This window comes from Brevibacterium sp. K11IcPPYGO002 (assembly GCF_050920635.1).
Taxonomy (GTDB): Bacteria; Actinomycetota; Actinomycetes; order Actinomycetales; family Brevibacteriaceae; genus Brevibacterium.
The window spans coordinates 574,774-596,406 of the sequence record NZ_CP131929.1 but is presented as its reverse complement, the minus strand read 5'-3'; the positions used below and the strand labels follow the sequence as shown (position 1 = coordinate 596,406).

18 protein-coding genes and 1 riboswitch are annotated in these 21,633 nt (G+C 66.1%); of the genes, 6 read left to right on the top strand and 12 right to left on the bottom strand.

Going from position 1 to position 21,633, the window contains the following annotated elements:
- Positions 1–130: 130 nt before the first annotated feature.
- From QYM46_RS02690 to QYM46_RS02665, 6 genes are all read right to left on the bottom strand, one after another.
- Positions 131–1,489: an MFS transporter gene (locus QYM46_RS02690; RefSeq protein ID WP_432790745.1), complete on the bottom strand. Its 1,359-nt coding sequence runs from the start codon at positions 1,487–1,489 to the stop codon at positions 131–133.
- 8 nt (positions 1,490–1,497) lie between these two features.
- Positions 1,498–2,169 carry a GntR family transcriptional regulator gene (locus tag QYM46_RS02685; protein WP_167193705.1) on the bottom strand — a complete coding sequence of 224 codons (672 nt, stop codon included), beginning with the start codon at positions 2,167–2,169 and terminating at the stop codon, positions 1,498–1,500.
- A gap of 121 nt (positions 2,170–2,290) precedes the next feature.
- Positions 2,291–3,316 (bottom strand): CNNM domain-containing protein, encoded by a 1,026-nt coding sequence (locus QYM46_RS02680; RefSeq protein ID WP_432790744.1) that lies wholly within the window; start codon positions 3,314–3,316, stop codon positions 2,291–2,293.
- The gene (locus tag QYM46_RS02675) at positions 3,313–4,713 is read right to left on the bottom strand and encodes a hemolysin family protein (RefSeq protein WP_432790743.1); all 1,401 of its coding nucleotides are present in this window, start codon (positions 4,711–4,713) and stop codon (positions 3,313–3,315) included. The genes QYM46_RS02680 and QYM46_RS02675 overlap by 4 nt, the downstream gene beginning before the upstream one ends.
- Before the next feature lie 352 nt (positions 4,714–5,065).
- Complete coding sequence (gene hchA, locus QYM46_RS02670) at positions 5,066–5,932, bottom strand: glyoxalase III HchA (protein WP_169251234.1); 867 nt, start codon at positions 5,930–5,932, stop codon at positions 5,066–5,068.
- Positions 5,933–6,148: 216 nt separating this feature from the next.
- Positions 6,149–7,906 (bottom strand): FAD-dependent oxidoreductase, encoded by a 1,758-nt coding sequence (locus tag QYM46_RS02665; protein WP_432790742.1) that lies wholly within the window; start codon positions 7,904–7,906, stop codon positions 6,149–6,151.
- Between the two features lie 103 nt (positions 7,907–8,009).
- On the opposite strand from QYM46_RS02665, the gene QYM46_RS02660 reads away from it, so the two are divergent.
- Positions 8,010–8,963: a LysR family transcriptional regulator gene (locus tag QYM46_RS02660; protein WP_432790741.1), complete on the top strand. Its 954-nt coding sequence runs from the start codon at positions 8,010–8,012 to the stop codon at positions 8,961–8,963.
- 46 nt (positions 8,964–9,009) lie between these two features.
- Here QYM46_RS02660 and QYM46_RS02655 read toward each other — a convergent pair whose 3' ends face one another.
- Complete coding sequence (locus QYM46_RS02655) at positions 9,010–9,996, bottom strand: LLM class flavin-dependent oxidoreductase (RefSeq protein WP_432790740.1); 987 nt, start codon at positions 9,994–9,996, stop codon at positions 9,010–9,012.
- Positions 9,997–10,199: 203 nt separating this feature from the next.
- On the opposite strand from QYM46_RS02655, the gene QYM46_RS02650 reads away from it, so the two are divergent.
- Positions 10,200–11,384 (top strand): PQQ-dependent sugar dehydrogenase, encoded by a 1,185-nt coding sequence (locus QYM46_RS02650; RefSeq protein ID WP_432790739.1) that lies wholly within the window; start codon positions 10,200–10,202, stop codon positions 11,382–11,384.
- Between the two features lie 37 nt (positions 11,385–11,421).
- Here QYM46_RS02650 and QYM46_RS02645 read toward each other — a convergent pair whose 3' ends face one another.
- The 4 genes from QYM46_RS02645 to QYM46_RS02630 form a co-directional block, all read right to left on the bottom strand.
- Positions 11,422–11,574 carry a hypothetical protein gene (locus QYM46_RS02645; RefSeq protein WP_432790738.1) on the bottom strand — a complete coding sequence of 51 codons (153 nt, stop codon included), beginning with the start codon at positions 11,572–11,574 and terminating at the stop codon, positions 11,422–11,424.
- On the bottom strand, positions 11,571–12,023 hold the full coding sequence (locus tag QYM46_RS02640) for a helix-turn-helix domain-containing protein (protein WP_432790737.1): 453 nt from the start codon (positions 12,021–12,023) through the stop codon (positions 11,571–11,573). Before QYM46_RS02640 ends, QYM46_RS02645 begins: the two co-directional genes overlap by 4 nt.
- 152 nt (positions 12,024–12,175) lie before the next feature.
- On the bottom strand, positions 12,176–12,823 hold the full coding sequence (locus QYM46_RS02635; protein ID WP_432790736.1) for a copper resistance CopC family protein: 648 nt from the start codon (positions 12,821–12,823) through the stop codon (positions 12,176–12,178).
- 65 nt (positions 12,824–12,888) lie between these two features.
- Entirely contained in the window at positions 12,889–13,467 is a 579-nt protein-coding gene (locus QYM46_RS02630; protein WP_169251229.1) for a low molecular weight protein-tyrosine-phosphatase, read from the bottom strand.
- A 53-nt stretch (positions 13,468–13,520) separates the two neighbouring features.
- Here QYM46_RS02630 and QYM46_RS02625 point away from each other — a divergent pair, with 53 nt between their 5' ends.
- Positions 13,521–15,491 carry a M13 family metallopeptidase gene (locus tag QYM46_RS02625; protein WP_432790735.1) on the top strand — a complete coding sequence of 657 codons (1,971 nt, stop codon included), beginning with the start codon at positions 13,521–13,523 and terminating at the stop codon, positions 15,489–15,491.
- 108 nt (positions 15,492–15,599) lie between these two features.
- On the opposite strand, the gene QYM46_RS02620 is transcribed toward QYM46_RS02625, so the two are convergent.
- Positions 15,600–17,306 carry a DUF1684 domain-containing protein gene (locus QYM46_RS02620; RefSeq protein ID WP_248279087.1) on the bottom strand — a complete coding sequence of 569 codons (1,707 nt, stop codon included), beginning with the start codon at positions 17,304–17,306 and terminating at the stop codon, positions 15,600–15,602.
- A gap of 135 nt (positions 17,307–17,441) precedes the next feature.
- Here QYM46_RS02620 and QYM46_RS02615 point away from each other — a divergent pair, with 135 nt between their 5' ends.
- The 3 genes from QYM46_RS02615 (at position 17,442) to QYM46_RS02605 (ending at position 21,623) form a co-directional block, all read left to right on the top strand.
- Positions 17,442–18,746, top strand: coding sequence for a M18 family aminopeptidase (locus tag QYM46_RS02615; protein WP_432790734.1), 1,305 nt, complete (start codon positions 17,442–17,444; stop codon positions 18,744–18,746).
- Between the two features lie 74 nt (positions 18,747–18,820).
- A riboswitch (TPP riboswitch) is annotated at positions 18,821–18,929 on the top strand.
- A complete protein-coding gene (gene thiC / locus QYM46_RS02610) occupies positions 18,925–20,733 on the top strand; it encodes a phosphomethylpyrimidine synthase ThiC (protein WP_169251225.1) in 1,809 nt (602 codons plus the stop codon). Its footprint overlaps the riboswitch before it by 5 nt.
- 98 nt (positions 20,734–20,831) lie before the next feature.
- The gene (locus tag QYM46_RS02605; RefSeq protein WP_432790733.1) at positions 20,832–21,623 is read left to right on the top strand and encodes an amidohydrolase family protein; all 792 of its coding nucleotides are present in this window, start codon (positions 20,832–20,834) and stop codon (positions 21,621–21,623) included.
- Positions 21,624–21,633: the final 10 nt, after the last annotated feature.

Genomic DNA, 21,633 nt, shown 5'->3' with positions numbered 1-21,633 from the left:
ATCCCTATCGGTAGGCGACGGTTGTTCTCATGGTAGGCCGCAGGCCGCGAACCCCGCGACCTCTCCTATTGCTACCCGACGGCGGCCCAGCAACCTGGCGCCAGGTTGCTGGGCCGCCGTCGGGTAGCAATTAGGGGTGTTTTGTGGATAGGGCGACTGCTGAGAGGCAGGCCAGGCAGATGACCGCCACGGCCGCCAAGGACACCGTGTACGACAGCACGAGCAGCAGGGCGGCGAGCACCGTGGGCAGCAGAAACCCGGAGTACGCCAGCGAATAGTAGACCCCGGTGATGCCGGCGAGCTCCTGCGGTGTGGCGATGGCCTGGACGATGATGAGCCCCGAGACCACACAGATTCCGTAGGCGACACCGAGCACGATCGCCACGATGAACGCGAGGATCGGGTCCGCCAGAAGTGCGGCCACCGCCCCGAGCCCCATACCCACGGTCATCAGCCCGAGTCCGACGACGAGCGCCCGCCCGCCGGTCAGTCGGTTGATCCACGGCACGATGTTCTGCACCAGCGCACCGGCTCCGAGCGTGACGACGGTGAGCACCGTGGCGTACATCGTCGTCCACTCCCCCAGCTCTGCCTGCACGATCGCCGGCATCACGGCATAGGCGACGCCGGCGGCACCGAACACCCAGGGCGCGGCCGGCACGATCAGTCGCAGGAACGTCCGATGCGCGATGAGCGGAACGCGCAGACCGTGCCACCAATGGCCTGCTGCCCGTTGGTCGCGAGGCATCGATTCCGGCGCGAAGATCACCAGGATCAGTGCGGCGAGGTTGAGCACTCCGTGCACCGCGTAGGGCACGACTTCGGGCACCGGCCCCCATTGGGCCAGGCACCCGGTGACCGCCGCGCCCATGGCAAACCCCAAAGTCAGCGTCAGCGAAGGACGCCGGGCGCCGGCGGTGATTCCGGCCCGGTGATCGAACGGCGGGGCCGAGAGCTCCTTGATCCAGCTCGTGCCCACCGACATCGCCACCCCGACGCCGATCCCCGCGAGCACCCTGCCCAGGCAGAGCAGCCAGAACAGATCGAAACCGACCCCGAGGCCGAGGCTGCCGGCGATCGCGGCGAGCGATCCGGCGATGAGGACCGGTTTGCGTCCATGCCGATCCGACAGCGCCGAGGCGACCAACAGTCCCGGAATGAGTCCGCCCACGTACATGCCCAGCAGCAGGTTCGCCTGCCAGATGGCGTAGCCGCCGTCCTCCTCATACATGTGCACGAGCGGGGTGAAATGATTGCCGCCCCACGCGAGCAGGAACATCGCCGGGGCCACCCGCAGCCACGCCCGTGGTCGTCGTGGCCGCTGCGGCCCACGATCGGGAGCCACCTGGCCGAGGTGGGACCGGGCAGGGTTAGGAACCGTCGTTTCGATGTCCGTGGCGGGGGCCGCCTCGGCGTGGCTATTCCGGTCCCCTGTGGGGACTGCCTCGGCGGCGGTGTCGTTCGTGAAGGTCGAGGGGTAAGCGGTCATGGTCCTCCTCAGCGGGACTGCGGGAAGTGGGAGCCTTCGATGTGGGCGCGGACGAGTCGGGCGAAGCCTTCTGCGTCGCCCGACTCGGCGCGGTCGGTGAGAGTTTCGTGCTCGGTCAGGAGCGTGTCGAGGGTGTGCGGCGCGTCGATGGCGACCTGGAAGGTCAGGCGGGCCAGGCGCGGGCCCATGGTGGTGAGCATCTCGGTGACGATGGCGTTGTCGCCGCTGCGGATGAGGCGGGCGTGGAAGGCGTAGTCGGCGCTGGCGAAGCCGAGCGGATCGCCCGCGTCAAGGGCCTTCCTCTGCTCGCCGAGCAGGGTGCGCAGATCGGCGGCCAGAGCGGTGAGGTCGCCGCTGTCGGACAGTGTCTCGACGGCGTCGATCTCGAACATCGAGCGCACGGCGAGCAGGTCGCGGCGCTCCTTGCCCGTCACGGTGGTCACGAGCGCGCCCTTCTTGGGGACGAGGCGGACGAGGCGCCAGCGTTCGAGCTGGAGCATCGCCTCCCGGGCGGGAGTGCGACTGGCGTTGTGCGCGGCGGCGAGGTCGGACTCGATGAGGAGGTCGCCGGGTTCGTGTCGGCCTTCGATGATCTCCCGGGCGGTCGCCGCGGCCATCCGAACGGCGATCGGAGCGGAGTCGTCGATGCGCTGCCAGGGCAGTGTCAGCAAATCATTCACGGGCCCACGGTATCAGATGCATACATTGATGCATGCATCTAACTTTTCGAACTACCCGACGGCGGCCCAGCAACCTGGCGCGAGGTTGCTGGGCCGCCGTGGGGTAGTAATTAGGGTGTGGTCAGGTTGGGGAGGGCTCTTGAACGGTGGTGAGCAGGTGGGTGAGCACGTCGGTGACGGTGACGACCGCGTGGCCGCCGTCGGCCCTCTCCACCAAGGCCAGCTGCGTGCCCACGTCGCGCATCGTCGCGAACGCCCGCACCACGGTCATCGATCCGTCCACGACGGTGACGGGACGGGCCGCCTCGGTGGCGGGAGCATCCTCGGCGAGTCCGAGCACATCCCGGACATGCACCACATGACTCAGCCGACCATCAGCCTCGGCGCGGACGAGGATGCGACGGTGTCGGTCACGGCGCGACGCCTCGCGCACCTCACCCGCAGTCGCTGCCGGACCGACGGCTGTCGGCTCCGGGCGACCGGCCACGAGCTCGTCGAGGCTGAGCCGGGTGAGGTCGAGGGCGCCGAGCAGAGCCTCCGAGGACTCTTTCTCCAAGGTTCCCGCCTGCGCCGAATGCTGAAGCAGCTGCCTCAGGTCCTCCGGCGTATGCGCCTGATCGACCTCGTCGACAGGTTCGACCCGCGCGAGGCGCAGGCACGCGTTCGCAGCGTTGTTGAGCACATGCAGCAGCGGGCGGGTGAGGAACATGAACGCTCGCATCGGCAGCGCCAGCATGATCGCCGAGCGTTCCGGATGCGCCACCGCCCACGACTTCGGCGCCATCTCACCGACGACGAGGTGGAGGAAGGTGACGACGATGAGGGCGAGGACGAAGCCGATGATGTCGGCGATCCACAGCGGCAGGCCGAGCGCTTCGGCGACCGGGGTGATCCAGTGGTGGACGGCCGGTTTCGTGATCGCCCCGAGCGCCAAAGTACACGCCGTGATGCCCAGCTGCGATCCGGCCAAAAGCACCGACAGCTCGGTCGAGCTGCGCAGGGCAGCCCTCGCTGAGCGGCTATCGACGGCGGCGTCTTCGAGGCGGTGGCGTTTGGCGGCGATGAGCGCGAATTCGACGGCGACGAAGAACGCGCTCAGCCCGATGATGGCGATCGTGATCGCGGTGATGACCCAGAAATTGCTCATCGTTCCACCTCGATTCCGACCCGCAGCCGCGCGGGCACATGCGTGGCCACTTCGACGACGTCGATGACGAGGCGCTCGGTCTCCGGGGTGTCGTGTTCGCTGAGGTCGGCGGGATCGATCGGCAGTTCGATCGCGACCCGGTCGCCCACCTCGGGGAATCCGCGGAGATGTTCGATGACGAGTCCCGACAAGGTCTGCGCCGAGGTGGCCGGCAGTTCGCGTTGAAGGACGCGGGCTGCCTCGTCGAGAGGGATGGTCCCGGGGGCCTGCCAGGTGCCGTCTCCGGTCTCGACGAGTTCGTCGACGGTGTGGTCGTGTTCGTCGGCGATGTCACCGACGAGTTCCTCGCCGAGGTCCTCCATCGTCAGGATTCCGGCGAAGCCGCCGTATTCGTCGACGACGCAGGCCATCTGCTCTCCGCGTTCGAACAGCGTGGCCACCGCGTCCGGCAGTGGGAGGGATTCCGGCACGAAGACCGGGTCGCGCAGGAGGGAGCGAACCCCGGTCGCGGTGGAGGTGCCCGTGGAGCCCGGTGCCTCCTCGGCGACGTTTTCGCGGGTGCCCGGCCCCGCCTCGGCGAGGACGTCGAGGAGGTCGATCGTACCGATCACCTGATCGTCGGCGTCGAGCACGGGGTAGCGGGAGTGGCCTCGGCTCATCAGTTCGCGCACCTCGTCCAGGGGCGTGTCGATGTCGATGACGTCGACGCGTGAGCGCCGCACCGTGGCGTGGGCGACCGTCTGGGCCGGGAAGTCGAGGATGCGGTCGAGCATGAGCGAATCGTCGTCGACGATCTCGCCGCCCTCCCGGGATTCGGCGACGATGTGCTTGAGGTCGCGGCGGGTGGCCGAATGATCGACGTCGTGGACCGGTTCGATGCCGAGGACGCGCAGCAGGGCATTCGAGGCTTTGTCGAAGATCGTGATGAGCCAGCCGAACAGGGTCAGATAGATCGAGGTCGAGCGCGCGAGCCAGGTGGCGAGCGCCTCGGGGCGGGCGATGGCCAGGTTCTTCGGGAACAGTTCGCCGAAGAGCATCTGGATGAGCGTCGAGACGAGCAGGGCGAGGACAGTGCCGATGAGGATGCCTGTGCCGGCAGGGATCGGGGTGCCTCCCAGGGCCTCGCCGACGGCTGTGCCGATGAGCGGTTCGGCGACGTAGCCGACGAGCAGACCGGTGACGGTGATGCCCAGCTGCGCGCCGGAGAGCATGAAGGAGGTGCGGCGGGTGATGGACAGGGCTCGGTCCGCGGCGCGATCACCGGAGGCCGAACGAGCGGCGAGGCGGGAGCGGTCGACGGCCATATAGGCGAATTCCTGCGCCACGAAGTAGCCAGTGGCCACCGTGATGAGGAGGACGACGAGGAGGCCGACGAGAAGTGAAAGCAGCCAGGTCAACGGCGACCACCTGCCCGCGCGCTCTGTGCTCGCAAAGCGTCTGCCCGCGCGCTATTGAATTGTTCTGAGGTGCTGAAGGTGATGTCCCAGCCGGGACTTCGATAGTCGTCCATGGTCCTTCCGAAAGTGATCAAGTGGGCGGCTGGTCACGATTATCCTGACCCCGGCTGACAGAACGCTGAACCCGCGCCCCTCCCACAACTAGCCGACGGCGGTTCAGCAATCTTGCGCCAGTTTGCTGAACCGCCGTCGGCCGCGTCTCTGAATCACCGTGACGTCGCTGAATGCGCCCACAGCAGTGCGCATTCAGTGACGTTACGGTCGTCTGGCAGAACGCTGAACGGCGAAGGTCTCAGCTGCCGAAACTCTCCAGGAGCGCGATCACAGACTCTTTTCCGAGCTGATGCGCCGCAAGCGGACTGTCCCCGGTCAGGAGGTTGCGGTCGCGTGTGGTGGCACCGGTCATCTCATCGTTGATGATCTCGATGCCGTCCTTCTTCAACGTCTCGCCGAGAGCCCACGGCATCTCGCCAGGTAGATAGCCGATGTCGATGTTCGCGCCGAAGTCGAGTGCGTCCGGGAACGCAGTGACACGATAGTCGGCAAAGGGATTCGTGGAGCGACCGAGACCCGCGGCCAACAATGCCGCCGGACCATGACAGAGAGTGATGATGAGCCTGTCGTTGTCTAGGAAGAAGTCCAGGGCAGCCTGCACGTCCCGGTCGAAGGGGATGACGTTCATGGCACCGTGACCGCCCGGGATGAAGATCGCGGCGTAGTCGTCGAGGCCGTTCGCGATGACGTCGGAGAGCCTCAGCGGAGCCTTGAATTTCGTCTCGGTGCTCGACCACGCGGAGGCGATGGCCTCGTCCTGCCCGGGGTAGGCCCACCATTCGAATTTTCCGGGCCCGCCGCTGACGGTGGCCACATCGATCTCGTAGCCGGCCTCAGCCATGTGGTGGAGTGGCAACAGCGTCTCGACGGGATGGTTGCCGGTGGAGAAGAACATGCCATTCCTCATGAGCATGTACCGCTCGTCGGTGGCGATCGTGAGGATCTTCCACTTCCCGCCAGTGTATGTCTCCTCGGTGACGAGGCCGTCGAAGTCGGTCCTGCTCGACGTGTACTGGGAGAGCGAGTACGGGCTCGGGAAGAAGGCGTTGGCCTCCGCCTGATCGGGCACCGGGCTCCGGTCTTGAGATTTGTCGCTGTCAGTCATGTCTTCACCTTTCGCTCGTGTGGCTCACTTGCAGGTCGGTGTCGTCGGTGCATCGACTGACCTGTCAGCATACGGCACACGGAAAGGCACCGCCAACGACTCGGCCCAACGGGCACAGGAGCATCAACTGATCGCTGAACCTCACCCCTCCCCGGAACTACCTGACGGCGGCGCAGCAACCTCGCGCGAGGTTGCTGCGCCGCCGTCGGGTAGTAATTATTCGACGAGTTTGCCTTCTTGGCTGATTTCGTCGGAGTGCATGAGGGCTGCGACGTCTGCTGAGACCGCTGGGATCGACTCGCGGACGACTCCGGCCGACGGCGACCAGACGAGATTGACCGTGAGCTCCGGATCGATCTCGGGGTAGTCGCTGCGGTTGTGGCAGCCGCGGGTCTCCCTCCTCTCCAGGGCGCATTCGAGCGTCGCCCGGGCCGCGAGCACCGACGACCGCAGGTCGAAGGCATGGGAGAGGTCGGCGAAACCGGCAATGTCGGGATGAATACCCACAGACCCCATCCGCGCCTCGATGCCGGCGAGCTTCTCCAGTCCAGCCAAGAGTCCGGCCTCGTCACGGACGACTCCGGCGTGTTCGGTCATGAGGTTGCGGACCTCGCGCTGCAGGGCACGCACGTTCTCCGTGCCCTCGGATGCCAGCAGATCGGAGATCTCGGCTCTGGCCTCGGTCACCGCGGCATGCGACCGCACCTGCGCCTCCAGCGAATCGGAGTACGCAACGGCGGACCGTCCGACGATGCGGCCGAAGACGAGGAGCTCGATGAGCGAGTTCCCGCCCAACCGATTCGCCCCGTGCAGACCCGACGAGGCCTCGCCGATGGCCCACAGTCCCTCGACGTCGGTGCTGTGATCGACAGGGTCGACCCACACTCCGCCCATCGAATAGTGCGCGGTCGGGGCGATCTCTATCGGCGAGGCCGTGATGTCGAGCATCTGCGTCTCCATGAGTGTCTGGAACACCCGGGGCAGCCGGCTCATGATCGTCTCGCGCGGCAGGTGGGAGACATCAAGCCACACTCCCCCGTTCTCGGTGCCGCGGCCCTCGGCGATCTCCGTGTAGGCGGCCAGCGCCACCCGGTCACGGGTGGACAGCTCCATCCGCTGCGGGTCGTAGCGTTCCATGAACCGCTCCCCCAAGCCATTGCGCAGGATCCCGCCCTCGCCGCGGGCCGCCTCGGAGACCAACGTACCTGCCGCGTTCTCGGGTTCGAGGATGCCAGACGGGTGGAACTGGACGAGTTCGGCATCGCGCAGCCGAGCCCCGGCTTCGGCGGCCAGGCGGAAGGAGTCGCCGGTGTTCTCGTCCCGGCGCGAGGAGGTCCGCCGCCAGATCCGGTTGTGTCCGCCGGCGGCGAGGATGACGGCGTCGGCGTAGATCCGGTAGCCGGTGCCGTCGATGACGTCGAAGCCATAGGCGCCGAAGATGCGGCCGTCGGCCACCAGCAGCTTCGTGATGTAGACGCGATCGAGGATCGGAATCTCTAAGGCTTCGGCGCGACGAATGAGGGTGCGCTGGATTTCCAGCCCCGTGTAGTCGCCGGCGAAAGCGGTGCGACGCCAGGTGTGGGCGCCGAAGAAGCGCTGAGAGATCCGACCGTCGTCCTCCTTCTGAAAGTCCATTCCATATCGCTCCAGGTCAGCGATGCCTTCGGCTGCTCCCTGGGTGACGATTTCGACGGTGCGGGGGTTGGCGAGGTCATAGGATTCCTTGATCGTGTCGGCCGCATGCTGGGCCCACGTGTCGTCCGGGTCCATCGTCGCCAGGGCTGCGTTGATGCCGCCGGCGGCCAGGGAGGTGTGCGCGTCCTCTTTCGGACGTTTGCCGACCGCGAGGACGTCGGCGCCTGATTCGGCGACCTCGATCGCGGCCCGCAGACCCGATCCGCCGGTTCCGATGACCAGCACCGAGGTGGAGATGGAGTGTTCTTTTCGGCGGGATCCGCCCTGTGTGGTGTTCATGAATTCCACTATGGAACCGCCCACTCCATACGTCCAATGCATTGTTCGAGTCAACTCGATAGAGATATGCTATCTGCATGTCTGACCTGCAGAGAGAGCGCTCATGAACCTCGAACAGCTGCGGAGTTTCGCCGAGGTGGCCGCCACCGGCCATTTCACGAAAGCCGCCGCAACGCTTCACCTGGCCCAACCGTCACTGTCGAGGCAGATCTCGACGCTGGAGAAGGAGCTCGGGGCCGAGCTCTTCCACCGCGCGCATGGTCACATCACGCTCACGGATGCCGGAGCGACCCTGCTGCCGACGGCGAAACGCATGCTCGCCGACGCCGAGGCGGTCCGCCGTGACATGGATGAGCTCGCCGGTCTGCGGCGCGGTCGCGTCCGGCTGGGCGCGACCCCGACCCTGTGCGTGAGCCTCGTGGCCGAGGCGATCAGTCGGTTCCACACCGCCCATCCCGGCGTCGAACTCGAGCTCGTGGAGAAGGGGTCCCGTGAGCTCATCGAGGCCCTGGCCGGCGGCGAGCTCGACCTCGCGCTCATCACTCGCACCTTCGACCTCGCCCCGCAGATGCCCAGGCTCAGCCTGCGCGGGATCCTCGCCGAGGATCTCGTCGTCATCGCCGCCGCCGGTTCCGATCTGCTCACCTCGGGCCGCGCGCAGACCGATCGGATCACCCTCGCCGAGGTGGCCGACCGCCCCCAGGTCCTGTTCCATCACGGCTACGACCTCAGGGAGGCGACCTCCTCAGCGTTCGACTCAGCCGGGCTGAGCCCCCGGGTCGTCGTCGAGGGCGTGGAGATGGATGCGGCGCTGCGGTTCGTCGAACGCGGTCTCGGGGTCGCGATCGTCCCCGCGATGGTCCTCGTCGACCGGCCCCTGCTCGATTCAGTCCCACTGGTCGACCCGCGGCTGCCGCGCACGGTCAGCCTCGCCACGCGCGCGGACGTGCGAGCGACGAGGGCCGCCTCGGCGATGGAGTCGACGATCCTGTCCACCGCCCACACGCTCACCGACACCGAGCCCGGACTCTCCAACTATGTCCGGGTGCTGGAGTAGGCAGTTCCCAGCTCAGCGCGCCGCCACGCGGACACGGCTCCGAGCCTCAGAACCAGGCGTCGGCGAGCAGCGTGAGCGACCGGCGCTGCACCTCGGGGTCAAACGCGTAGGTGACGGTGATGAGTTCGTCGGCGCCGGTGCGTTCGACGAATTCGGCCATCTGCACAGTCGCGGTATCCGGTGAGCCGACGGCGCTGATGGACAGCATCGGGCTGGTTCCGCCCTGCGCATCGATCTCGGTCGGGTCGACCGGGGGCTGCAGATTGCGGCGGCGGCCGGTGCGCATGTCGTTGAACATCTGCTGGACCGAGGTGAACTGGCGGGCCGCCTCGGCGTCGGTGTCGGCGACCATGACGTTGATCCCGGCCATGACATAGGGCTGGTCGATCTGCGCGGTCGGGGCATCGGTGGTGAACGAATCGCGGTAGGTCTTGATCGCGATGTCGATCTGGTCGGGCGCGAAGTGCGAGGCCAGGGAGAACGGCAGACCCAGCTGACCGGCGATCGAGGCGCCGTTCATCGTCGATCCGAGCACCCAGATGGGCACGTTCATCCCCGCCGAGACCGCCGACTTGATCGGCATGGTGTGCGCCTGACCGGTCTCGGAGAACCAGCCCTGCATGTCATAGATGTTCTGCGCGAAGTCCTGCGGTTCGGCCGAGGACCGGGCGAGCGCCTGCGCGGTCATCCCATCCGTGCCGGGGGCACGGCCGAGGCCCAAGTCGATGCGCTCACCGTGGATGTTCGCGAGCGTTCCATACTGTTCGGCGACCATGAGCGGGGCATGGTTGGGCAGCATGACACCACCAGAGCCGACCCGGATCGTCTCCGTCACCGAGGCGGCCTGCGAGATGAGCAGGGCCGTGGCGCTGGCGGCCAGGCCCATCGTGTTGTGGTGCTCGGCGAACCACAGGCGCTGATATCCCAATTCGTCGGCGAGCTGCGCGTTCGTCATCGATTCGGCGATGGCGTCGCGGGCGTTCGATCCTTCCCGGATGGAGACGAGATCGAGGATGTTCAATGGAACGGACAAGGCGGGGGCTCCTTCGGTGGGTATGCAGTGCGACCGCAGAGCGCGATCACACGACTTCATTCACCTGTGGCAACAGTCCGGGCAGACGGTTCTATTCCTGGTCTGTTCCTGGGCAGACGGTCACAGTCGGCGGCAGACGGTTCAATTCGAGGGCTGCCGACGGATAGTCTTGTGCAACCGGACTCCGCGATGAAGGAGAGAGCATGACCACCTCACCACAGCGCCGAACCGGGCGGCTTCTCACCGGTGCCACACTGTCCCTGGCCGTCGTCCTCAGCGCCTGTTCCTCGGATTCGGACTCCGACGAGACTAACGGTCGGGGCGGGTCGGAGTCGGGGGCCGCCTCGGCGAGCGCTGGGTCCGGATCAGCCGACGCCGGGTCCACGGCGGGTGCGGACTCTCCTGAGGTTGTTGCCACCGGGCTCGAATCCCCGTGGTCGATCGCCTTCGTCGGGCAGACCATGCTGGTCAGCGAACGCGATTCGGGTCGTATCCTCGAAGTCTCCGCAGGTGGAGACGTTCGTGAGGTCGGCCGGATCGATGATGCCTCGGCCTCGGGTGAGGCCGGCCTCCACGGTCTCGCCGTCGACGATGACCGACTCTATGCCTTCTTCGCCGCTGGGACAGAGAATCGGATCGTCAGGTTCGACCTCCTCGGCGAGGCCGGGGACCTGTCCCTGGGTGAGGAGGAGACGATCCTCGACGGACTGCCGACGGCGAACTTCCACAACGGCGGGCGGTTGGCATTCGGCCCCGACGGGATGCTCTATGCCACGCTCGGCGATACGGGCGATCGCGACAGTGCCCAGGATGAGCAGGCGCTGTCGGGAAAGATTCTGCGCATGACACCCGATGGCGAGGCACCCGACGACAATCCGTTCGGCGATTCGCTCGTCTTCAGCATGGGACATAGGAACCCGCAGGGCATCGGGTGGGACGACGAGGGCACGATGTATGCCTCGGAATTCGGGCAGGACACGTGGGATGAGCTCAACGTCATCGAAGCCGGCGGCAACTACGGCTGGCCCGAGGTCGAAGGCATCGCCGAGGATGACGGTGCAGGTGACGGCTCGGGCGGCGGTGACTCGGGCGGCGGTGCCGGCGATTTCATCGATCCGGTGCAGCAGTGGTCACCCGACCAAGCGAGCCCGTCCGGACTGGCCGTCACCGAGGACAGCATCCTCATCGCCGGACTCCGCGGGCAGCGGCTGCACCGGGTGCCGCTTGATGACCTGGCGTCATCGTCGCAACTGTGGACCGGTGATTACGGGCGACTGCGCGATGTGGTCGAGGCACCCGACGGGTCGCTGCTCGTACTGACGAACAACACCGACGGCCGCGGAGAGCCCGGCCCGGACGACGACCGCCTCCTGCGCTTCACGCCCTGACGGCGTACACTCCTGGCTCACTCCACAAGAGAGCTACTCACTCACCGGTGCGGAAGATTTCGCTCGGCATCGAATGCCTGACTTCGGCCAAGACCCGCCAGTGGTCAGCCTCAGCCAGGCGCAGAAAGACGTCACATAAGTTGATCGGAATCAGCACGCAGGCGTCAATCAACACCTTGACTGCGGTCACCGCGTCTCCGAGAATCCCGCGTCTCGAACCGGTCGATAGTCGTCCACATCGTCCTCCATCGCGTCGAGGCGCTCTCGCCGGCGAATACGGTTCCTGCTTTGAAACTCGAGGACATCCCGAAGCAGCACTCTCCGGTGCCGCCCTCGCATCTCATACGGAATCTCGCCTTGTTCCAGATACTTGATCAACGTCGGCCGTGAGATTGCCAGAGTCTCGGCCGCCTGTTGGGTGGTCAGGGACTGACTCCGATGCGATACGGCGACAGCGTCACCGTTCTCAAGCACTGAAAGCACACTGTCCAATATCTCGGCGACTTCGTCAGGGACGGCCACGAAGTCCGCTCCTCCGGCCCCGAGAGTCAGAGATGAATTCGATCGAAGCATCTCCCGCATTCGGGCATACTCCGAATGCTTCGCGGGAAACGTGGTCTTCTCGTCGGAGGCCGTCATGTGTCAATGATATTCGCAATAAACGAAAATCTCTAGGGACTTATGTTCCGCAGCCAGGCTCGCCCGCCTCGCAGGTACGACCGAGGCCCCGAACGCTCTTCGCGTTCGGGGCCTCGTGACAGACGTGCTGCGTCGGTCACCGGACTGCTGACTCAGTTGTCCTTGGTTCCGGGCAGTCCCTGGGACTTGCGGCGCATGAGCAGGACGACGATGACGATGATGGCCAGGCCGCCCACGGACAGCAGCACGATCATCGGCATCGACATTCCGGAGTCGCCGCCGGTGGATTCGCCGATCTCGCCGCGATCCTCGGTGTCCTTGCCCGGTTCGTCGACGACTCCGCCGCCGAGCCCGGCCTTCGTCGACTCTCCGGACGACTCCTTGACCTCACCGCCGGCCCCTTCGGAATCCTTGATAACGAACGAGTAGTCGCCGGAGATCGGGTGGCCGTCCTGCGACACCACGCGCCAGGTGACCGTGTAATCGCCGGGCTTGAGATCGTCGGGCAGAGCGACGCTGAGCTTCTTGCCCTCAACGGTCAGCTCACCTGCGGAGACGTCTTTGCCGTCGACGACGACCTTGACCTCGGAGCCGACTTCCTGGATGTCGCCGGAGAAGGTCATCTCGAGCCATTTGGGCTGCTGGTCGAGCTCGGCACCGTCCTCGGGGTTCGACGACACCAGCTGATCATGCGCACTGGCGGCTGGAGCGAAAGCGAACACGCTCATCGCGGCCACCAGCAGGGCGGCGAAGCCCAGCCTGAGAGCGGACCAGTTCTGTCGTGTCATGAGACGAGTCATGAGAGTTTCTCCTTCGAGGCGTACCTGCGATTTCGATCGTGTCAGCGAGCTTGTGCTTACCAGTATCACTGAGATTTCGCGGCCAGCGTGCGCAGACGATCCGTGATTCCCGGCACGGATACTTCAATTGTCTCAAGAGTTTCTTCGAAATGCTTGAATTCCCCGTACCAGGGATCCTCGACATCGGGGGCGGGGATGTCGTCGTCCCCCGCCGAGGCGGCGCTGACCTCCCCTGCGGCCACCGCGGTCCCATCGGCTCCCGCGCCTCGGGCCGAGACGGCCACCCGCGGATCGAATTCGCGCAGCATCCGCAGCTCCGGGGCCGCCTCGGCGGGAAGACCTGAGATCATCCGCTGCAGCGCACGGTAGTGGCGGGCGGTCATCGCGACCGCCAGATCGCGCTGCGCCAACCATTCGGCCGTGATCTGCCGGGCGATGTGATCGTCGGTGCGGTAGCCGGCGGCGGCGAGCACACGAGCCTGACGAGGGTCGATGGGGTTGCCGGCCTCCTCGTCGCTGATCCCGGCGGAGTCGACGACCGCCTCGGCGCCGGTCTCGGCCAAGTGATGCACGAGCACACGTTCGGCGGTGACGGACCGGCAGATGTTGCCGGTGCACACGAAAACGACGGATGCCAGACTCATGCGGTCCTCCTCGGGCGGGGCGTACGGGGCACTGATCACGATACTGTGGGGCCATGACTTCTGAAACCTCACAGACCTCGATCAGGCCCGCCGACGACCTGTACCAGCACATCAACGGCGAGTGGATCGACTCGTTCACGATCCCCGACGACCGGGCCGGCGACGGAGCCATGCGTGAGCTCTTCGACACCGCCGAGACGAAGGTCCGCGACATCATCACCTCCGTGTCGGACACTGCGCAGGAGCCCGGGTCCGAGGGGCAGAAGGTCGCCGACCTGTTCACCTCGTTCATGGACGTCGAGCGCATCAACGCCCTCGGCGTCGCCCCGCTGGCCTCGACGTTCGCCGCCATCGACGCCGCCGAGGACAAGTCCGAGCTCGCCGCAACGCTCGCCCGACTCGAGACCGAAGGCATCGGCGGAGTGCTCGGCGGGTACGTCACCGCCGATGCGAAGGACTCCGACGTCTACGCCCTCTACCTCGTCCAGGCCGGGATCTCCCTGCCCGATGAGGACTACTACTTCAACGACGACCACGCCGAGGTGCGCGCGAAGTTCCTCGCGCATGTGCAGAAGATCGCGGCCCTGGCCGGTCTCGGGGAGAAGTCCGGGATCACTGATGCCGAGGTGGCCGCCAAGGTGATGGCGTTCGAGACCGAACTCGCCCGACACCACTGGGACCGGGTGGCCTGCCGCGATGCGGAGAAGACGTATAACAAGTATTCGATCTCTCAGCTGCGCGACCTCGGCCCCGAGTTCGACTTCGACTCCTACCTGGGGATCCTCACCGCCGAGGCGGCCGATCTCAAGTACCTCGTCGTCTCCCAGCCCTCGTTCGTCACGGGCATGGCGAAGGTGTGGGCGGAGACCGATATCGAGACCATCAAGACCTGGCTGCGCTTCGTCGTCGTCTCCGACACCGCCTCGCTGCTCTCCGATGAGTTCGTCGAGGAGAACTTCGACTTCAACTCCCGGACACTGTCGGGCACCCCGGCCCTGCGGGAGCGCTGGAAGCGCGGGGTCAGCCTCGTCGAGGGCTACCTCGGGGAGGCCGTGGGCAAACTCTATGTCGCCGCCGAGTTCCCGCCGTCGTCGAAGGACGCGATCGATCACCTCGTGGGCATGCTCATCAAGGCCTATGACAAGTCGATCCGCGAACTCGACTGGATGAGCGAGGAGACGAAGGAACGCGCCCTGGTCAAGCTCGCGAAGTTCACTCCGAAGGTCGGCTATCCGGAGGTGTGGCGGGAGTACCCGGCCGTGATCGACGCCGCCGACCTGGTGGGCAATGTGCGTCGCTGCTCGCAGGCCGAGCATGTGCGGCAGGTCAAACGGATCGGCGGACCCATCGACCGCACCGAATGGCTGATGACCCCGCAGACGGTCAACGCCTACTACCACCCGGTGATGAACGAGATCGTCTTCCCGGCCGCGATCCTCCAGCCGCCGTTCTTCGACGCCTCCGGTGATGTGGCGGCGAACTTCGGAGCCATCGGCGCGGTCATCGGCCACGAGATCGGGCACGGCTTCGACGATCAGGGTTCGCGCTATGACGGCGACGGCAACCTCGTCGATTGGTGGACGTCTGCTGATCGTGAGCGCTTCGAGGAGCGCACGAATGCGCTGATCGCCCAGTATGAGGAGCTGGTTCCGGCCGGTCTCGAGGCCAACCAGCATGTCAACGGAGCGCTGACGGTCGGTGAGAACATCGGTGACCTGGGCGGCCTGTCGATCGGCTGGAAGGCGCTCGAGCTCGAACTCGGCGAACGGGCGGGTACCTCGGGTGTGCCGGTGGCGCCGAGCCCCGAGCAGGCGAAGGCGTTCTTCTCCGCGTGGGCGAAGGCGTGGCGGTCGAAGATGCGCACCGAGGAGCGTGTGCGCAGGCTGTCGATCGACCCGCATTCGCCGGAGGAGTTCCGCTGCAACCAGGTCGTGAAGAACATGACCGCCTTCCACGACACCTACGGCGTGACCGAGTCCGACGGCATGTACTTAGCCCCCGACTCCCGAGTCACCATCTGGTAATTACTACCTGACGGCGGCCCAGCAACCTCGCGCGAGGTTGCTGGGCCGCCGTCGGGTAGTTCGGGGAGGAAACGGGCGCTGGGAGCCCGGGGATCCGAGTGGAGTGACTCAGCGGTGGTGGCGGATGAGGGCGACCATGCGGTAGTCGAATTCCTGCCAGCTCGAGATCGAGGCACCGGATTCCATCGCAGCCTGGAAGTCCTCGACCTCGGTGCGATCGGATTCGAGCGGAATGTCGAAGGGCATCTCCACGTAGAGCAGCCCGCTGGCGTCGGTGTGGACGATGTCGAAACCGGCCTGCTTCGGGTCGAGTTCGTTGTTCATCACGATGAGCAGCCGGTCCTCGGGGGCCGAGTATTCGGTCTCGATGCCATCGACATACCCCTGCTGCGACCGCAGCTCGCGCTGGGCCTGGATGACGAACGCCGAGTATGCGCCGATGCCGATGACCGGAATCCGTGAGGTCAGCGCTTCGGTGGCGACATCGATGAGCCGCGACCGGGCCTTGCGCCCCAGCGGGGACAGATCCCCACCGGACATGGCGACCCCGTCGAAGCCGACCAGCGAGATCCGCCCGTCGTCGTGGTTGGGGTTGAGGATGGTGATGTCGAGGCCGAATCGTGAGTACCAGGGGCGGGTCACCTCGGCGCTGTTTTCGTCCCACCACACGTAGAAGAGGAACGGCACGTTGATCCCGGCCTCCGAGTAGAAGAACGGGGGACGCCGCTCACCTGCGGTGACGTCGAAGGGAACGACGTTTCCCTCGATCGGGGCCGGGCAGGTGGCGAACGAGGTGAACGCGAACGGGTAGTTCACCGCACGGTTGAAATCGACGACGAGCGACCCGTCCTGATTCGGCACTCCGAGATCGATGGTCCGCCACGCCGAGGTGGTGCTCCCGTTCGTCGAATCGTGGAAGTCCAGCTGGAGCCCGGTCTTCGGACACCCGGTGGCGAGCAGGTTCACCTCACCGTGCTGAGTGTCGAACGTGACGATTCCCGCCGCCTGCGTCTGCAGCTGCAGATCCTCTTGAGCGGTTTCGATCGGGTAGGTCTTGAACGGGTCGAACCGGGTGAATCGGGCGAGGAAGACGAAGTCCGGGTCCGGGTCGAAGACCGGAACCTCGAAGAACTTGCCCAACAGCGGGGACTTCGAATTGCGCACACGCACACCGAGGCGGCCGGCCCGGTCGATGAGTTCGTAGAGGACGTTGCCGACGGTGAACCAGTTGAGCGATCCGCCGGTCGGAAGTTTCGCGCTGAACCCGTTCTCCTCGACGCGGACCTGAGGTCGAGCGGGCACGGCTGCGTGTCCGCCGGTCGCTTGTGAACCGGCATCCGATCCGGCATCCGCACCAGCAGAACCATCCGCACCAGCCGCAGAATCTGCGCCCGCACCGGCCGCCGCGTCGGCCTGGTCCGTGACCCTCGGCAGGGTCGAGGTGTCGCTGGGCACGGCCGGGCTCGTCGCCCGGGTCGGCCCCGAGTTGGTCACACCCGCGCCGTTCGCCCCAGTCCCAGCCCCAGGACCTCCCCCAGTCCCAGCCCCGGAACCAGTCGAATCCGAACCGTCTCCGCCGTCGCCGACCGCGCTGAGCAGGTCGAACGTCTCCGCCGCTGGACCGGCCTTGATTCCGGTGTCCAGGGACACGGTCACCCACCCGTCGTCGACGGTGAAGGTGCCGGGGGCGTCGGTCCAGGTCGATTCGTCCTCGAGCCAGTGCAGCCCGACGACGCTTAGCCAGCCGAACGGTTTCGCCAGTGCCGAGTTCCGTGAGTCGCGCCAGGTGTTCCACTCCGTCACGAACTGGTTCACGTCGAACACTCCTTGCCGTCGCTGGTGCGGCAGCAGGATCGCTGCTCCCGCCTGATTCTCGGACCCGGTGGCAACCCGGCGTCTGAGACCTGATCTTCTTCACCTCCAAACTACCGCAAACGATAGGCTGGGGAAATGAATGAATCACTCCCGAGACCGGATCGGGCCGCGACGACAGCGGCCGACCTCGGCGACTTCGTCAGCGCCTCCCCCAGCTCCTATCACGCGGTGGCCACCGCCGCGAAACGCATGGAAGAAGCCGGATTCTCCCACCTCGACGAGTCCGTTCCCTGGGCGCTGACACCTGGGACCGGGCACTACGTCATCCGGGACGGCGCGCTCATCGCGTGGATGAATCCCACCGTCACCGAGGCGGCTGACCGGTTCCGTGTGTTCGGTTCCCACACCGATTCCCCGGCGTTCAAACTCAAACCCGGCGGCGAGTACACCGCTGAGGGCACCCGTCAGGTCGGGGTGGAGGTCTACGGCGGGCCGTTGCTGAATTCGTGGCTCGATCGTGAGCTCGCCTTCGCCGGTCGTCTCGGCCTCGCCGACGGCCGCATCGTGCTCGCCCGCACCGGACCGATCGCCCGCATCCCGCAGCTGGCGATCCACCTCGACCGTCAGGTCAACGAGGGGCTGACCCTGGACAAGCAGCGTCATACCGCTCCCGTCATCGGCCTGGCCGACCTCGCCGAGGCGGACATCATCGAACTGCTCGCCGCGTCCGCCGGAGTCGATGCCGAGACCGTCGTCGGCCACGATGTCTACACCATCCCCACTCAGGAACCGGCCCTCTTCGGTGCGGCCGAGGAGTTCTTCGCCTCGCCGAGGCTGGACAACCTGCTGTCCGTCCACGCCGGTGTCACCGCGCTCACCCAGCTCGATGCCGACGGCCTCGACGGCATCCCCCTGTTCGCGGCCTTCGACCACGAGGAGATCGGATCGAATTCGCGCTCGGGAGCATGCGGCCCGTTCCTCGCCGACGTCACCGAACGCATCGTCGCCTCCTTGCTGCCGCAGTCGACGCGCAGCGATTATCTCGCGTCGATGGCCTCCTCGGTGTGTGTCTCCTCCGATGCCGGGCATGCTGCTCATCCGAACTATCCGGAACGACATGACCCGCATGTCCGCCCCCGCCTCGGCGGCGGTCCCCTGCTCAAGCTCAACGCTCAGCAGCGCTACGCCACGGATGCGGTCGGCACGGCCGTGTGGTCGCAGGCATGCACGGCCGCTGGGGTCGACTACCAGGATTTCGTGTCGAACAATGCGATGCCCTGCGGGTCGACGATCGGACCGCTGACCGCGACCCGACTGGGAATGACCACCGTCGACGTGGGTCCGGCCCTGTACTCGATGCACTCGGCCCGCGAGATGGTCGCGGTCTCCGATGTGCTCGCTCTCGGTGCCGCTGCGAAGGCGTTCCTCCAAGGCAGCTGACCTCGCACCCCCGGCGGGCCTCGAATCCGCCGACACCGCGGTTGTCCTCACCACGACGATCGTGATACGAATTGCACGACCCCACGGGAGCCCGCTGCACGGGCTGAGATCGGACTGCATCGTCCGAGACCGTAGAACCTGATCCGGTTGATACCGGCGTAGGAAGTGAGGACTGCAGATGACTGCATTCACCCCTGAAACACCCGCCCCTGCCACGACTTCGTCTGACGCAGATTCGCACGACGAATTCACCCTCGAGCAGTATCCGACGCATTCGCCGGCGTGGGTCGACGACACGGAGCACGGCATCCGCGTTCCCGTGACCCGCATCGAACTCGAGGACTCGAACGGCCGGGCCAACGATCCCGTCGACGTCTACCGCACCGTCGGACCGGGCAGCACTCCGGAAGAGGGACTTCCAGCTCTGCGATTTCCGTGGATCGAGGATCGCCTCGACACCGAAACGTACGCAGCCCGCGGCCACCGCATCGCCGATGACGGTCGTGCCGCCGTCCGCCGAGGTGCCCCGTCGCAGCAGTGGAAGGGACGCAGACCGGTTCCGCGTCGGGCCAAGACCGGTCGCACGGTCACCCAGATGCACTACGCAAGGCAGGGCATCATCACCCCGGAGATGCGGTTCGTCGCACTCCGCGAGCAGTGCGATGTCGAGCTCGTGCGTGCCGAACTCGCCGCCGGTCGGGCGATCATCCCGAACAACATCAACCACCCCGAATCCGAACCGATGATCATCGGCAAGGCATTCCTCGTCAAGATCAACGCGAACATCGGCAATTCCGCGGTCACCAGCTCCATCGCCGAGGAGGTGCAGAAGCTGCGGTGGGCCGCGAAGTGGGGTGCCGACACCCTCATGGACCTGTCGACCGGCAATGACATCCACACCACTCGGGAATGGATCATCCGCAACTCCCCCATCCCCATCGGCACCGTCCCGATCTATCAGGCGCTGGAGAAGGTCGACGGTAATGCGAACGCGCTGACCTGGGAGATCTATCGCGACACGGTCATCGAACAGTGTGAGCAGGGTGTCGACTACATGACCGTCCACGCCGGTGTGCTGCTGCGCTATGTTCCGCTCACGGCCGACCGGGTCACCGGGATGGTCTCCCGCGGCGGGTCCATCATGGCCGGCTGGTGCCTTGCCCACCACGAGGAGAACTTCCTCTACACCCACTTCGACGAGCTCTGTGAGATCTTCGCCCGCTACGATGTCGCGTTCTCACTCGGCGACGGACTGCGACCGGGGTCCATCGCCGACGCCAACGATGCCGCCCAGTTCGCCGAACTCGACACACTGGCCGAACTCACCGAACGTGCGTGGGCCCACGATGTCCAGGTGATGGTCGAAGGCCCCGGGCACATTCCGCTCCACCTCGTACGGGAGAACGTCGAACGCCAGCAGGAGCTCTGCCACGGCGCACCGTTCTACACCTTGGGTCCGCTGGTCACGGATATCGCACCCGGATACGACCACATCACCTCGGCGATCGGGGCGACCGAGATCGCCCGCTACGGCACGGCGATGCTCTGCTACGTCACCCCGAAGGAGCATCTCGGCCTACCCGACCGCGACGACGTCAAGACCGGGGTGATCACGTACAAGATCGCCGCGCATGCCGCGGATATCGCGAAAGGCCACCCCGGCGCGACGGCCCGCGATGATGCGCTGTCGAAGGCTCGGTTCGAGTTCCGCTGGCGGGATCAGTTCGCGCTCGGCCTCGATCCGGAGACTGCCGAGGCGTTCCACGACGAGACGCTGCCCGCGGAACCCGCGAAGACCGCGCACTTCTGTTCCATGTGCGGGCCGAAGTTCTGCTCGATGCGCATCTCCCAGGACATCCGCGACACCTACGGCAGCGCCGAGGCTCAGGAGGCCCTGGCAGGAATGCAGCGGAAGAGCCGCGAATTCCTCGCCTCTGGCGGAGAGGTCTACCTGCCCGATCCGACCGTCGGCCTCAAGGCGGACTGACCGTCGTTCAGGGCGTGGCGCGTCTATCGCAGTGTGCACGATTCGACTGACGCGCCAGGCCGTGAACGAGCGTTGCGGAGGCGATGTAGGTTGACGGTATGAGCGAACTTCAGCGTGCCTTCGACGCGCATCTGCACATCATCGATCCGACCCATCCGCTGATCGAGAACAACGGCTATCTGCCCGACCCATTCACGGTCGCCGACTATCGCGCGAGGCTGCAGAGCCTGCCCGAGGTGGGAGTCGACGTCGCCGGAGGTGCCGTCGTCTCCGGCTCGTTCCAGGGCTTCGACCAGGGGTACCTCGTCGAGGCGCTGCGGGGGCTCGGCGGCAGCTATGTCGGTGTCACACAGCTGCCGGATGCGACCACCGATGAACAGATCCGCCGCCTCGACGAGGCCGGCATCAAGGCGCTGCGCTTCAATATCGCCCGCGGTGGTTCGGCCACTCTCGATGCCCTCGACAGCTTCGCCCGACGGGTCCATGACCTTGTCGGATGGCATGCCGAGCTCTATATCGACGCCCGCACCATCGATGCCGACCTCGCCGCACGCATCGCCGCACTGCCGGCGGTGAGCATCGACCACCTGGGCATGCACGAGGACGGACTGCCCACCCTGCTGCGCCTCGTCGAGGCCGGGGTGAAGGTCAAAGCCACCGGTTTCGGTCGCGTGGAACTCGACCCCGCCGAGGCGGTCCGTCGCATCGTCGACACCGACCCGACCGCGCTCATGGTGGGCACGGATCTGCCGTCGACGCGGGCACGTCGCCCCTTCTCAGATGCTGATTTCACACTCCTCCTCCAGGTGCTCACCCCCACCGAGGCGGACGCCGTGTTCTGGTCGAATGCGGCGAGGTTCTACGGCCTCGAACCGTCATCCGCTGAGTAGACGTTCATCT

Coding starts and splice junctions, on each gene's coding strand:
- QYM46_RS02690 (WP_432790745.1), bottom strand. CDS start 1,489: ATGACCGCTTACCCCTCGACCTTCACGAACGACACCGCCGCCGAGGCA.
- QYM46_RS02680 (WP_432790744.1), bottom strand. CDS start 3,316: ATGAGCAATTTCTGGGTCATCACCGCGATCACGATCGCCATCATCGGG.
- hchA (WP_169251234.1), bottom strand. CDS start 5,932: ATGACTGACAGCGACAAATCTCAAGACCGGAGCCCGGTGCCCGATCAG.
- QYM46_RS02665 (WP_432790742.1), bottom strand. CDS start 7,906: ATGAACACCACACAGGGCGGATCCCGCCGAAAAGAACACTCCATCTCC.
- QYM46_RS02660 (WP_432790741.1), top strand. CDS start 8,010: ATGAACCTCGAACAGCTGCGGAGTTTCGCCGAGGTGGCCGCCACCGGC.
- QYM46_RS02650 (WP_432790739.1), top strand. CDS start 10,200: ATGACCACCTCACCACAGCGCCGAACCGGGCGGCTTCTCACCGGTGCC.
- QYM46_RS02640 (WP_432790737.1), bottom strand. CDS start 12,023: ATGACGGCCTCCGACGAGAAGACCACGTTTCCCGCGAAGCATTCGGAG.
- QYM46_RS02635 (WP_432790736.1), bottom strand. CDS start 12,823: ATGACTCGTCTCATGACACGACAGAACTGGTCCGCTCTCAGGCTGGGC.
- QYM46_RS02630 (WP_169251229.1), bottom strand. CDS start 13,467: ATGAGTCTGGCATCCGTCGTTTTCGTGTGCACCGGCAACATCTGCCGG.
- QYM46_RS02625 (WP_432790735.1), top strand. CDS start 13,521: ATGACTTCTGAAACCTCACAGACCTCGATCAGGCCCGCCGACGACCTG.
- QYM46_RS02615 (WP_432790734.1), top strand. CDS start 17,442: ATGAATGAATCACTCCCGAGACCGGATCGGGCCGCGACGACAGCGGCC.
- thiC (WP_169251225.1), top strand. CDS start 18,925: ATGACTGCATTCACCCCTGAAACACCCGCCCCTGCCACGACTTCGTCT.
- QYM46_RS02605 (WP_432790733.1), top strand. CDS start 20,832: ATGAGCGAACTTCAGCGTGCCTTCGACGCGCATCTGCACATCATCGAT.